Raw genomic sequence first — 13569 nt, 5'->3', positions numbered from 1 at the left:
GTACCCACAAAAGCGATTGTTGCGCAACGTGGAGCGAGTGTGGCGGAATTGGTATAAGGAGAAAACTACCGCTGACGGAGCAGTACAGGCAACGGAAGTATGAAATGCCAGCATCGCATTCGGCAGTCCGCCGAACGCTTGCTGGTCGGGGAGAACCCCGAACCCCCTGCGGCGAGGTGCCGCGCCCAATGGCGCCTCCGCATAGTCCCAACGGACTGGAAGTCACCGTATCGGCGCGACAAAACAAAACACAAAACGGAAGCAAAGGAGGTCTAAATATGCGAAAGAGAAACAGAACTATCACAATCCGCTGTACCGACGACGAGTATGAGCGGATACACAGTAAGGCTCAGCGGCACAAGCTGTCTCTCAGTGACTTCGTTCTCAGGTCGGCACTTGACAAAAAAATAGTAGTAGCTGACGGACTTGATGAAGTGGCTCGACAGCAGAAGTCCATAGGTCGGAACCTCAATCAAATAGCAATGCTGGGGCACGAAGGACGGCTGCACTCAGTCCGACTGGACGAGCTTATTGAACAGCACGAGGCTGTCACTCAAGCCGTTTGCGACATTGCCAAGGAGGTGAAATGATGCCGATTATCCATTTCATAAACAACAAAACACAGACCGCTGGCGGCATGAAGAACGTCCTCAACTACGTCAGCAGAAAGGAAAAAACTGTCTCAGAGGACAAGCGTTATGTGACAGGAGTCAACTGCTCACCCGAGACTGCTCTCGATGAAATGACCGCGACTAAGAACCTGTTCCACAAAAACGACGGACGGCTCTACTATCATCTGGTGCAGAGCTTCCCCAGCGGATATGAAATTGAACCCGAGCTTGCACACCAAATTGCAGTGGAGCTCGCGGAGAAAGCGTTCAACAAATACGAAGTTGTTGTGGCAACTCATATTGACAGAGAGCATATCCACTCACACTTCGTGTTCAACTCGGTCAGCTTCGAGGACGGAAAGAAGTATCATTCCAACAAGGAGAGCATTGAGCAGCTGATGAAACTCAGCGATGAGATTTGTCAGCACTACGGAGTTCATGTACTCGACACTCCCAAGAAGAAAATGAACAGGGACTACCTCTCCGATAGCGAGTACAGATTAGCCAAGCGCGGCGAGAGCTTCAAGTGGGAGCTGATGAACGTCATTAATCAGGTGATGAAACAAGCCAAAACCAAGAAGCAGTTCTGCTACTTAATGAAGCAGCAGGGCTATGGTGTACGGTGGGAGGACAACCGCAAATACATCACCTACACTTGTCCGAACAAGAGAAAGTGCCGTGATAATAAGCTTCACGGTGAGAAGTATAGGAAGGAGAACATGGAGTATGAATTCGAAACAAGAAGAATTGCAGCAGATGTACGACAAGGAGTTGTCAGCAGCGGAGGAAACTCAGCCAGCAGTCTTAGTGCTCGATGCCAATTGGAGAGCGCTGATAAAATTGAACAAGCTAATGGCACAGGAGCAGTTAGAGATACTGCAAACACTATCGGTGCTGTCAACGAAAGCAGAGACAGAACAGGTGCTGAAAACAGTACGCTCCGAGCAGAGAGCAACAATAGAATCCTGTCGGGAACTGCTGAATCAAACGTCGGAAACCGCGACTTTAGCAGTCGAGCAGTTGAAGAAAGCAACATCAGACCTGTCCTCACAGGCTGGGAAGCTGAACGAGGAATATGGCTCGAAGCTGAAAGAGCTCGACGAATACAAGCACAGGCTCAGATCAAAAGTTGCCAAGTGGATAGTGATCTCACAGTCGGTATTGATAGCATTGTCGGCGGCGTTGCAGCTGTGGCTACGTTGATAGAGGACGAGCCTGCCGACGATACCGAGTACGCTCGGGAACACATTGACAGCAAAGCTCTCGCCGAGGAACGAGAGCGTAAAGAAGCACTTGGAATACACATGGGATAGTCCTGTGAGGTGTGCTTTGTTTCAACAGTCGGTTTTCGTCAGGTCTGATGAATGGATTTCGTCTGAGTGCTGTGGTATGATTGTTGGTCAGGAGGTGACCGCGGCGATGAAGTTGCAGGATCTGTATTACGGAAACGTCATACCATGTCAGCACGATGTGAAAAGGGACTCCGACTACGCAAAGCGAAGTCTGGAGCTGCTTGAAATGTACGATAGGCTTGAGAAAAGGCTGTCGGCTGACGACAAGAAACTACTGAACGACATAACGGATATGCAGGGAATGCTGTCCGAGACAATGGCAGCGGAAAGCTACATACAAGGATTCCGTGACTGCGCTGAACTGATAATTGATGTGCTGTTCGGCAGGAGCGAGAACCTGAAATAACATAATAATTAAACGGAATGGGTACGGTAAAACACCGTACCCATTTTCGTATCAAAAAGGAGAATGTTAAAATGAGCAATTCAAATCACATAGGAAACATGAACGAGACAATGAGAAGGAGTATGATTGAATGGATGAAAAGAACACAAAAGCTGAAACAAACAAGTATGCGGAACTGCGCCGAACACAGTATGAGATAGATGAGGTCACGGTTGACGGAAAGACTTTTACCGTAATCAATGCATTCCCTACTGACACAGATGTGACCGTAGAGGACAGACTCCGCTATCTTGTGAAAGTAAGTTAACAAAATTTTTACTGGACTTTCGAGCCGAGTAGGAGTATACTGTTGGTGTACCGAGAGGTACGCCAACAGAGTCCTATTCGGTTTGGTTTCCAGAGAAGGAGGATTTATGAAACCAAACAATGAGTTAATAACAGCTTTGTATTGCCGACTTTCACAGGAAGATGCTCGTGAGGGCGAGTCGCTGTCCATAGAAAATCAAAAGAAGATGCTCAGTGAGTACGCAGGGCGTAATGGCTTCCGCAACTGTCAGTATTATGTGGACGACGGCTTCAGCGGAGTCAATAAGAACAGACCTGAGTACGTTCGTATGCTGAAAGATGTCGAGGATGGACTTGTAGGAACGGTCATTGTGAAAGACCAGTCGAGACTTGGACGTGACCACTTGGAGACTGACAAGCTTATGGAGATCGTGTTCCCTGCTTATGATGTCCGCTTCATTGCGGTGACGGACGGCGTTGACAGTGCGAACGGCTTTAACGAAATGTCAGGCATAAAGAACTATTTCAATGACTTTTACGCCAGAGATACGTCGAAGAAGATACGTGCTGTATTCAAGGCAAAGGGAGAACGCGGTGAGCGTGTCGGGACTTCGATTCCATATGGCTACATGAAGAATCCCGACAATACGAAACAGCTTATCCCTGATCCTATCGCCGCGCCAGTCGTAAGGACAATCTACGAACTATGTGCAGACGGCAAGGGAACGAGAGCGATATGCAGATACCTGGAAGAGCACGAAATTGAGAGCCCCGGTGTTTATGAGTTTCACACCAAAGGAACGAAAAGTAAGCACCCTGACCTTGAACATCCATATCTCTGGACTCAGAGTACGGTCAGAGATATGCTGTCCAATCGGATTTATTGCGGCGATACTGTGAACTTTCAGACATACAGCAAGTCCAATAAGCTGAAGAAGCGTATCAAGAACACCCCCGAAAACATTCTCATATTTGAGAATACGCATGAAGCGATAATAAGTCGAGAGCTGTTCGACCTAGTTCAGAAACACTATGAGGGAAGAAAGCGTCCCGACCGTCAGGGTGATACTGACAAGTACGTTGGATATATCTACTGTGCTGACTGCGGTTCGAAAATGTATCTTCATCGAGGAAAGAGCATAAAGCCTGAGAACAACTATTATCAGTGCGGCGGTTATCAGACTAAGGGAGGAAGCTATTGCTCCGTTCATCACATAAAAGCGATGGAACTGGATGCGGTAGTTCTCGCGGAACTCAAAAAAATAACGTTACTTGCACGTGAGCATCCACAGCAGTTCTATGAAATGGCAATGCAGAACGGTGAAAAGGAAGCTCAGAAACTCCGAAAAGAGTCAGAGCAGAAGAAATCAAAGCTGGAAAAACGTAACAAGGAACTCGACAACATCATTCGATGCCTTTACGAGGATAGAGTATCGGGAAGATTGTCTCCAGAGCGTTACGACAGCCTCGCGGCAGGCTACGAAAAGGAGCAGTCAGAACTGAAAACTGAACTTGCAGAGCTCTCTGATCAGCTTGACACTGTAAGTTTACAGGAGAAGTACGTGCTTGACTTCATTGAAAAGGCGAAGGCTAACATCGAACTGAAAGAGGTTACTCCCGAACTTCTCAGGGCTTTCATATCTCGCATTGAAGTCTATGAGAAGCCTGAAAAATATTCGCGGACTTGCGGTAACACCATACTGATACGCTACACCTTCCAGACAACTCATGAACCTGTGCCGATTCTAAAGCCGTCCGAAAACAAGTCGTTTGCACAGATAGCTTGCTAAAATGAAGAAACCCGAGGACATTATGCCCTCGGGTTACATATGAATTTAATAAAGTTCCGTTAAGGATAGCACGCAGAGGGGAGCCTTTCTTAATTACTGTTTACTTTGACTGCGATACCAGAAGCTTTCTCAGCTCCACCTCGTCGAAAACGTCAACATTTCCGTCGCTGTTGAAGTCGAACTGCACAGCGACCTCCTCAGAGGCGAAGGGGTCAAGTCCGAGAAGCATCCTCCTCAGTCTCACCAGCTGAGACACCTTGTAGACCTTTTCGGGCTTTGTGCCGTCGGGCTCAGTGCCGCCGATGAGCTTTCCGTCAGCGTATACGCACACGTTCTCGCAGCGCTGTGCGAACTCAACGCCGCTGACGATATTGTCATAGTCCTCACCCTGCTCGGTAAGGTCTATCATGCCCTTTTTGCTCCAGTCGTTGGAGGAGTCCCAGTTCTCACCGTAGTAGTTTCCGATGATGAGCTGATACTTCTTGTTGGAGTTGGCAATGGCGTATTCGGGCCACGCTATCTCGATATAATAGATGTCGTCCTTGTACTGCTTGGGCTGTGAGAGCACCGCCGCCTTGCCTGTGACCTCGGTCTCCACCTGATCGTAGGTCTTCTGGAGCACGAAGCTTCCCGGTATCTCCTTTTTGTCGAACTCCTCAATGCTGAAGTAATAGCGTATGGAGATATCCTCATGAGGCTCAAGGGAGTCGGTCTTGACGAAGAATGTCAGCTTTGTAACACCTGCACCTGTCTTTTCGGGAGCGTCGGAGCAGTAGCCTGCAACATAGAAATCATCGCCCGAGAAAAGCTGTGTGTCGTCAGCCTTCTCCGCAGGGGGAAAGTCCTCCTCGGGCTTCATGGTGCCGTCGTTCTTATAAAGGTACATACCTGCGGCAGCGCCTACGACTGCGGCGTTGTAGTCGATAGTCACCTCGTTGTATATCCAGTCCTTGGTCAGGTCAACGTGCTCGTCCTTGGCGTCGGGACCGCCTGCAAGAGCGCCGTAGAGAACGTGCTTCTGGGGAGCCGGGTCCTCAGCCATGGTAAGTCCCGAAGCTGCACGGTGATGAGGATATTTTACGGAGTTTTCGCCGTAGCCCACGATATAGCTCCTGCCCAGAGGGTTGTCGCCGATGATGTACTCCATCTGACCGATAGCCCAGTCCGTAAAGGTGTAGTCAGGATTTTTCGCGTTGTACTTGTCCTTGCCCTTGTTGTACTTATCGTATACCAGAGCCGTGAACTGCACGGCGGTGTTGTATCTTGCGCTTCCCCACTTGTCAAGGTAGAGGTAGCCTCCGGGAGATATCTCGCCCTTCTTGCCTGATGTTACCTCATTGAGAGCCTTTGCCTGCATCTTCCAGAAGTCCAGCACTTCGTACTGATTATAGCCTCTTGCGTCACGGGTCTCGGCGCAGACCTCGGGGTAGATGTCCTGTATCCTGCCGAATACCAGTCCGACGCCGTTCCACATATCGTTCCAGCAGAGGACATATCCGGGCGGAGCGTAGTAGTCGATGTATTTCTCGCAGGCTTCAAGGTAGTCGTGGTCCTTGGTTATAAGGTAGAGCCAGCCTGCGGCGAAGCAGAAGTCGTCCTCCCACTTGCTGGAGGTGTAGAAGCTGGCAGGTCCGTCGCCGCCTGCTCCCACCTTTTTCTCGTTCTTGTTTGCGAAGTCAAAGAGCGCCTTGGAATAGTCGAGGCACTTCTCGGCGTACTCGGGGTCGGTCTCCTTGAAGTTGAGGTAGTTTATCGCCAGAGCTGCCGCACTTTCCGAAACATCATCGGTGGTGGGGAGGGATGATGTGGCGAAGAATGCAGGACGTCCCATTGCGTCTATCTCGGGAGACTGCCAGTACTGATGGTCAACGGCACCGTCGCCCACCTGATAGCAGAACGCTATGACGTCGCCCTTTTCATCGCGGAAGGTGCTCCGCATGAAGTAGTCGCAGAAATGGCGGCAGATAGTCTCAACGTGGGTATCCTGTCCCGTTTCCTCATAAGCCTGTCTGAACTCATAATAGCCCCATGACACAACGGAAGCGGCGTAAGCCTCGGGGAGTCCGAACTTCACATGGTCGCCTGCGTCGTGAAATCCGCCTGAAACATCGATAAATCCGTCACCGTCGGGGTCGAGGATATCCTTGTACTTCTCCATGAAGCTCTCCGACATATTCACACCCGTATGGTTATCGTCGATGGGGTGCATGGGAACCTTTGAATCGTAAACATGGCAGTTGCCCCTCCAGCTGAACCTGCTCTTGCCTGTGACATCGGTTCCGCACATATTGGCGTCGTAGAAGTGGAGAGTGTACTGGAGCACCTTTGCCCAGTTGTTGTCGGTCTCCTCATAATCCGCCTTATAGGGAGTTGCCGCAGCGTCCGCTGTGAAAGCACAGGGCACCGCCGAAACAGCCGTGACCGCAGCAGCTGCCAGTGCCGATAATTTTTTCGCTATTCTCATTATATCATTCCTTTCTCAGGATAATTTCCGTAATTCTATTGTACTCCATAAGCACCGCTATGTCAACGCAATACTTGCGGAGTTTTCGGCTCACAGCGCCCTGCCGAGGCTTGACAGTCAGCAGCATATAGTTTATAATTAATGTATACTCATAAAAAACACGGAGGTGCTTCGTGGAAAACAAAAGTCTGAAGGAAGGGCTCAAACACGCCGATTTCATCATAATCGACCTGCTTTGTCTCCAGCTGTGCTTCATAGTGAGCTACTGGCTGCACCTGCCCTTTGAAAATCCGTACGGTACCGAAGCCTTTCAGTATCAGGCGGTCATACTCACCACCAGTCAGCTTCTGGTCATAGTCTTCACCAATAATTACAGGGGCATACTGCGGCGGGGACGGCTTGACGAGCTGTGGGCGGTAATAAAGTACATAGCCGAGGTCATGATACTCGCCCTCATCTACCTTTTCGCAGTAAAGCACTCCACCACGGCTTCACGACTCCAGCTGGGTCTTACGTCCGTCACCTATACGGCTGCGGACTATGTTTTCAGACAGCTGGGCAAGCTGAGAGTGTTCAACTCAAGCAAATACAAACAGAACCGCCGCTCGGTGGTGCTGATAACCTCGGGTGGCATTGCCGAACAGACCCTTTCCGCTCTCATGAGCGACCCACGTCACAGCAGCTTTTTCATCTCGGGCGTCATTATCACAGACAGACATTGCGAAAGCGGCGAAAAGCTGGGAGAGGTCCCCGTTTACGCCCTCGACAGCGAGACCATCTACCGACTCAGTCACGGCTGGGTGGACGAGGTGTTCCTGCTCCAGTCCGAGGATATGACATTCCCGTCAGAGCTGATGAACAGCCTTTTCAGAATGGGAATTACCGTGAATTACTCCATTACGCCCATAACCGACGGCAGATGGAACATCACGGAGATGCGGAGCCTCGGACCCTTCCGCGTACTTTCAAGCAGCGTATCGGCTGCCCCCGCAGGAAAGCTTGCCGTAAAGCGCCTTGCGGACATAGCAGGCGGACTTGTGGGCTGTGTCCTGACCCTGATAGTATTCCTGTTCCTTGCTCCCATAATATATGTAAAGTCGCCGGGTCCGATTTTTTTCAAGCAGAAGCGCGTGGGACAGAACGGCAAGCCCTTTGTCATGTATAAGTTCCGCAGTATGTATATGGACGCGGAAAAGCGCAAGCAGGAGCTCATGGAGAAAAACAGGATTGGCAGCGGCATGATGTTCAAGATGGACGACGACCCCCGTATCATCGGAAGCGAGAAAAAAGACAAAAACGGCAGACCCAAGGGCATCGGCAACTTCATACGCCGCCACTCAATAGATGAGCTTCCACAGTTCTTCAATGTGCTCATCGGCAATATGAGCCTTGTGGGCACAAGGCCGCCCACTCCCGACGAATGGGAGAAATACGGTCTCGGCCACAGGATAAGGATGAGCATAAAGCCCGGACTTACGGGGCTATGGCAGGTCAGCGGCAGGAGCCGCATAACCGACTTCGAGGAGGTCGTAAGGCTGGACCGCGAATATATCGAGAACTGGAGCCTGCTCCTTGACGCAAAAATAATACTCAAGACCGTAGCCGTTGTCCTCAGAGCCAGCGGCGCAGAATAAAGACTGCGGCAATCTGTAATACAGAGCTTTCGGGAGACCCTTCTGCGGAGGGGACTCCCCTTTTTGCGCGTTAGTCCCGATACATATTTTATATTTTGGAATATCACTGCCAATAAATACCATTTGTAATATTATTGTGTGGAACTCAAATAAAGCTTTTCAACATAAATGTATCAACTGCCGTTTTTTGTTTCCGTTTCGTATATTACCGCAAAATGACTTGACCCCGTCTCCGCGGATGTGCTATAATACCCTATAATATTTTTTACCATAGGAGGAACTATAATGAATATCAAAAGATCCGTATCCGTCATTCTTGCAGCATTCTGTCTCACCGCAGGAGCAAATATCTTTACCGCAAATGCAGCGACTGTATCTCCAGAGGGCATTGCCGCTTCCGAAAATGTCGGTGCCTCAAAAGACGATCAGATAAAGGACCTAAAGGCTCAGTTAGCTGATTTGGAAAACCGTTATTATTACTTACAGAAGGAGATGGCGGATATGGAAACAAATTATCAGCACAGGCTCAGTATGATGGAAGGAGATTTGATGGCTGCAGAGAATAAATATTCGGCAGCTCGCGCCGAGGCTGACGAAATGGAAACGAATCTCAACAAGCATATCAAATCTCTTCAGGAGGAAAACACAGCACTGAGCTCTGCCAATTCTTCTCTCTCAAAGGAAAACTCCACACTGAAGACAAACAACACCAACCTTACCAAGGAGAACTCCACTCTGAAGACAAATAATACCAGCCTTACCACACAGGTTGACAATCTCAAAAAGACAGTTTCGGAATATAAGGCACAGTCAGAGGCTGCAAACTATAAATATGAAGCTTTTCTGAATGATATACAGCGCCTTGATGCAAACGGCGACAATAAGATCGATGCCACAGACGCTTCTATGCTGCTCAGCATCTACGCTTACAACAGCACAAACAAGACACCCGTGACTACTATCAGCGACTATTACAAAAAGACTTCATGAGTCACAGCGATCACGCCAAAAACTTCTCTTACATATAAGTATACAGGGAGACTGCACAGACGGTCTCCCTTCTGCTTTTTGCAGAAAAGCACGAAGCTCCGCTGAGTAACGGAGCTTCGTACTGCCTTGGGGCATAGGATATTAAGAAGTCAGAAGATGTCGGTATCTGATAAGGTCGAATACATCCGCTGTGCCGTCGCCGTTAAGGTCGGCAGTTCTGAACTGCTCTGCGGAAAATCCGATCATCCCGCGGATGTATCTGCTTGTGAGTATCAGGTCTGCGACCTGCAAACGCCCGTTGAAGTCTACATCGCCGACTACCTTTTCCTCGGGTATGGCAACTGCGATACGGTCAAGAGAGGGAGCGTTTCCCCTGTCATTGTAGAGCCTGATGGTATTCTTTCCCTCTCTTAGGTCGGCTTCAAGGTTTACTGCCCGTATTCCCGACCAGTCATTCTTATTGGCGTAGAGATTATCAAGTGTAGTTACATAGCTTCCGTTGATATCCACTTTCAGGCTTCTCGGCTCACCCGAGACATAATATATCCTGACAGTGTATCTGCCCGCCTTGTCAACTGTCACATCGCTGAAGGTAACGGCTCCCTGACCGCTTCCGCCCACATATCCCACATAGGCATCGTTTGAGCAGTATTTGCCCTGCTTGCCTGCGGTGACGGAAGCCCTGCCCGAAAGGACTGCATTTTCCGCTTCATAGCTTCTGTATCGCGAGTACGGAGTGGTGAGCTTCATGACGCCCTTGGTGAGCTTTATGACAAATCCGCCGTTTTCCAGCAGGTCCCGTGAGATAGTGTCCGCAGAGGTAAGCCCCTCCAGCACTGTCACCTCAAGGTCGCTTCCGTCGGAATTGTCGGCAAAGATATATGCATTGTATACGCCGCTGTCAATAAGGTCGGAAAGGTGTATATCCACCTTTCTTGCCGCTAACGTGGAAGCTCCTATGTACCAGTCGCTTCCGCTGCGTCTTGCAGTCACGTTGAACTGCATGGGATAACCGTCCAGCACCTTCATGTCGTCCCATACCACGGGAACATCATTGAGGAATGGCAGAGCCGAGGAGCCCTCATAGGTGTAGACCGACTGAGCAAAATGCTGTATGCCCGACTCTATGGTGACCACATCGGCAAGGGCAAAGCCTGCGGTGGCTTTTATGCCGTATACGGGTATTCCCGTGGGAGTAAAGTCCGCGGAGCCTGCCACGCATCTTGTAAAGGTATAGGACACGCGGTTTGCAAGTGAGGGGCTCTCGAACCATTTGTAGTATTCTGTGCCGTTGACAGCCTCAAAGGAAATGACATTGGGATAGGTCCTGCTCTCTCCTCTCGGCAGTGTGCAGCCGTGGAACAGCACCATAAGGCGGTTCTCCGCAGCTATCTTCGCACACATATTCATCTGCTTCATGGTCTGCTGAGTGTCGCTTTCGTAGTAGTCCACCTTGACGCCCTTGACTCCAAGGCCGCTTATACGCCTGAATTCACGGGAGATGGTCTCCTCGTCCAGCAGAGAGTAATACGGATAGGCAGGATTGCCTGCGCTGTCCTTATAGTCCGCATGACCCGTATTGTTTACGCCGTACCAGAGATAGATGCCTATCCCCTTTTCTGCACCGTAGTCGCAGAGCTCCTTGACCTTTTCCTCGCTCTTGTCCCACAGCGCCCAGCCGAAGTCGAGACACACGAAGTCCCAGCCGTTTTCGGCGGCAAAGTCGATATAGTCCTTCTGGGTGTGGTATTCTATGGGAGAGTCACCGCCGCTGCTCCACCATGACCATGCAGTCTTGCCGGGCTTTATCCAGCTCGTATCCTCAATGACAGAGGGCGGATTGAGGTTGAGTATCAGGTCACTGGAAGACATCCTGTCAAGTGAGTCGCCTATGACGACTGCTCTCCACGGAGTATGGAAAGCCTGCTTCATGCTTATGGAGCTTACCTTGACTCCGCCCTTGAATTTAAGGCTGTGGCAATTGCCAACGAATTGCAGAGCGCCTGCACAGTAAGGCTCGTCCTCGTTGAATACTCCTGCCTCTGTGACCGTCACCCAGTACTTGTCATCGATGACACCCGTATATGGGCAGGAGTAGGTGGAGGCGGTCTCGTTTGGTCTTTCCTTGGGAAGCTCAACCATATCCCATTCATAGGTATGATTTGGCCAGTTGCCCCAGAATTTGCTGTTTTCCGGGAATATGACCTGACTTGCTTCCTCCTTTATGTCTGCACCGCTGCCGTAGCCGTAACGGAAGCCGATACCGTCGTCGTAGATACGGAACATAACGTCAAGCCTGTCATTATCCTTCATGAGAGGGAATGTCAGCTCCGTGCAGTGGTCGCGGAGATAGCTGTGCTTGCCGTAGGGCATGGTGTAGCTGTCGTCTGTCTCCGTGCGGACTGCCGCCGAGGGCTGCACAGTAACTCCGCCCGTAAAGTTCACGGTCGAAAGTGAAAGTCCAAGCGCAGAGGGCTTGATTATAGTTGCTCCGGAGCGGCTTTCCACAGAGTAATAATAGGTGCTGCCGTCAGTCCAGAACTTGACAACGAGGTCTCCGCCCGGTGAAGCGGTCTGAAGCTCGGGCACGCTGTTAAGCTTTGCTCCGTTTACTGCAAAGGCAGTCTCGGGTACGGGGACCGCTTCCCCCTCCTCGAGAGTGTCGCTCTCGAAGGTGTATAGATATTCCGCGTCCTCAGGGAGAGCGGTTATCTCCGAGTCGCTGAGAGGACGGGTGTAGAACGCCACATCGTCATAACAGGCGGCAATATCATCATCGGTATAAAGTGAGCGTCCCAGCGAGTTGTACACATAGGAGCTGAGCACATTCTCCGAAAACAGGCTGTTTACAGCAGCTCCCACCGTGTCGGAGTCATAGGTCAGTTTCTGCCCGTCTATATAGTAGTCGGCGCCATCGGGAGAGCACACCATGACGAGGTCATGCCACTTTCCCGTATCGGGCTTTGCAGAAAGGTCAAATATGGAGCGGTGTTTTCCGTCATTCACGGTATCAAAGCCGCTTCCCACAAAAATGCTTGCCCTAAGTGCGGACCTGTCCTTCAGGTCAACGGAGATGTCGGGGGAGGTATATGAACCCGACTTTCCCGAGGCAAATGGCACGGGCGAGAACTGGAAAAGCCGCGAGAACTTGGCGCTTTCGTCCGTAAGTCTGTACTTCATTGACAGCGTGAAGCCGTCACTGCAGCCACTCTCAAATATCGGCGGCAGCTGCAGCCAGCCTCCGCCGTTGCGGCTTCCGCGGAGACACAGCACATCCGAGCCGAGACTGCTGTCGGGGATTATTACGGCATCGGTGCCCTTTAGTATAGCGTGTGCGGAGTTCTTTCCCTTGCTGACCGCATGGAGCTCCGTATATTCGGCAGTTTCTGCTGCCTGTGAAGCAGGAGGAATGCTGCTGCCCATACCTGTCAGCATTGCCGACAAGCAAACAGCGGTGAGTTTCTTCAGACGTGGGGATTTCATAGTATGCTACCTTCTTTCTGTTCCGAAGCATGAGAGGAGTCTTCGGTTTATTCATTATCCCATATACTTCAATTATAAGCCCTTCTATTGTAAAAAACAACTCAAAATACGACTTGTAAGTGGATTTTTTAAGGATATTTTTGCCAAGTTTTTAGTGTGAGAATAGGAGCAACGGAACCCATAGTAGTTATTTTTATGTTTCGCCTGTCTGAAAGTCATGATATTGTTACGCGATGTATATACTCAAAAAAGCGGAACGCGGACTGTAATATTTTTGATACCGTTTCTTGCGCAAAAAAAATTCGCGCCCCAGCTATACTGAGACGCGAATATGCCAGCGGGGGCTCCATATGCGAAAAAAATTCGCGTTCCACTAAAAGTGAAACGCGAACTGGAGCTGATGATCGGACTTGAACCGACGACCTACGCCTTACCAAAGGCACTTTTGGCTTTTTCAGACTTTTTCACGCTTATTGTATTTATCGAAATATAGGCAAAAACTTATTGTTACTTATTCAAGCTTAATTTTGTTTGTAGTGCCCTTAGTGCCCTCGTAGTGCCCTCGATTTTTTATTTTTTCGGCTGTCGTTTTCGTGTATTATAAAGCCGCTTTT

Annotated in this window: 9 protein-coding genes; 7 read left to right on the top strand and 2 right to left on the bottom strand. The window is 50.0% G+C overall.

Annotated features, from left to right (window positions below):
- The first annotated feature begins 278 nt into the window (after positions 1-278).
- From DSZ37_RS08925 to DSZ37_RS08910, 5 genes are all read left to right on the top strand, one after another.
- Complete coding sequence (locus DSZ37_RS08925) at positions 279-590, top strand: plasmid mobilization protein (protein WP_109726556.1); 312 nt, start codon at positions 279-281, stop codon at positions 588-590.
- Positions 587-1924 (top strand): relaxase/mobilization nuclease domain-containing protein, encoded by a 1338-nt coding sequence (locus tag DSZ37_RS08920; protein ID WP_242978602.1) that lies wholly within the window; start codon positions 587-589, stop codon positions 1922-1924. The genes DSZ37_RS08925 and DSZ37_RS08920 overlap by 4 nt, the downstream gene beginning before the upstream one ends.
- A gap of 106 nt (positions 1925-2030) precedes the next feature.
- Complete coding sequence (locus tag DSZ37_RS08915; protein ID WP_109726554.1) at positions 2031-2309, top strand: DUF6809 family protein; 279 nt, start codon at positions 2031-2033, stop codon at positions 2307-2309.
- A gap of 130 nt (positions 2310-2439) precedes the next feature.
- Entirely contained in the window at positions 2440-2616 is a 177-nt protein-coding gene (locus DSZ37_RS17705) for a hypothetical protein (RefSeq protein ID WP_181380284.1), read from the top strand.
- A 106-nt stretch (positions 2617-2722) separates the two neighbouring features.
- A complete protein-coding gene (locus tag DSZ37_RS08910; RefSeq protein WP_109726553.1) occupies positions 2723-4384 on the top strand; it encodes a recombinase family protein in 1662 nt (553 codons plus the stop codon).
- 100 nt (positions 4385-4484) lie between these two features.
- Here DSZ37_RS08910 and DSZ37_RS08905 read toward each other — a convergent pair whose 3' ends face one another.
- The gene (locus tag DSZ37_RS08905; RefSeq protein ID WP_109726552.1) at positions 4485-6848 is read right to left on the bottom strand and encodes a glycoside hydrolase family 9 protein; all 2364 of its coding nucleotides are present in this window, start codon (positions 6846-6848) and stop codon (positions 4485-4487) included.
- A 173-nt stretch (positions 6849-7021) separates the two neighbouring features.
- On the opposite strand from DSZ37_RS08905, the gene DSZ37_RS08900 reads away from it, so the two are divergent.
- A complete protein-coding gene (locus DSZ37_RS08900; RefSeq protein ID WP_109726551.1) occupies positions 7022-8482 on the top strand; it encodes a sugar transferase in 1461 nt (486 codons plus the stop codon).
- 285 nt (positions 8483-8767) lie between these two features.
- Positions 8768-9472 (top strand): hypothetical protein, encoded by a 705-nt coding sequence (locus tag DSZ37_RS08895; protein WP_109726550.1) that lies wholly within the window; start codon positions 8768-8770, stop codon positions 9470-9472.
- Positions 9473-9613: 141 nt separating this feature from the next.
- Here DSZ37_RS08895 and DSZ37_RS08890 read toward each other — a convergent pair whose 3' ends face one another.
- Positions 9614-12955 (bottom strand): glycoside hydrolase family 97 catalytic domain-containing protein, encoded by a 3342-nt coding sequence (locus DSZ37_RS08890; RefSeq protein WP_109726549.1) that lies wholly within the window; start codon positions 12953-12955, stop codon positions 9614-9616.
- Between the last annotated feature and the right edge of the window lie 614 nt (positions 12956-13569).

Source organism: Ruminococcus flavefaciens (assembly GCF_900116855.1).
Taxonomy (GTDB): Bacteria; Bacillota; Clostridia; order Oscillospirales; family Ruminococcaceae; genus Ruminococcus; species Ruminococcus flavefaciens_R.
Note: the sequence above shows the minus strand (reverse complement) of the source record. Positions and strands in the feature narration are given on the sequence as shown.

Excerpts from the sequence above, each read along its gene's own strand:
- DSZ37_RS08925 (WP_109726556.1), top strand. The coding sequence starts at position 279 with ATGCGAAAGAGAAACAGAACTATCACAATCCGCTGTACCGACGACGAG.
- DSZ37_RS08920 (WP_242978602.1), top strand. The coding sequence starts at position 587 with ATGATGCCGATTATCCATTTCATAAACAACAAAACACAGACCGCTGGC.
- DSZ37_RS08915 (WP_109726554.1), top strand. The coding sequence starts at position 2,031 with ATGAAGTTGCAGGATCTGTATTACGGAAACGTCATACCATGTCAGCAC.
- DSZ37_RS17705 (WP_181380284.1), top strand. The coding sequence starts at position 2,440 with ATGGATGAAAAGAACACAAAAGCTGAAACAAACAAGTATGCGGAACTG.
- DSZ37_RS08910 (WP_109726553.1), top strand. The coding sequence starts at position 2,723 with ATGAAACCAAACAATGAGTTAATAACAGCTTTGTATTGCCGACTTTCA.
- DSZ37_RS08905 (WP_109726552.1), bottom strand. The coding sequence starts at position 6,848 with ATGAGAATAGCGAAAAAATTATCGGCACTGGCAGCTGCTGCGGTCACG.
- DSZ37_RS08895 (WP_109726550.1), top strand. The coding sequence starts at position 8,768 with ATGAATATCAAAAGATCCGTATCCGTCATTCTTGCAGCATTCTGTCTC.
- DSZ37_RS08890 (WP_109726549.1), bottom strand. The coding sequence starts at position 12,955 with ATGAAATCCCCACGTCTGAAGAAACTCACCGCTGTTTGCTTGTCGGCA.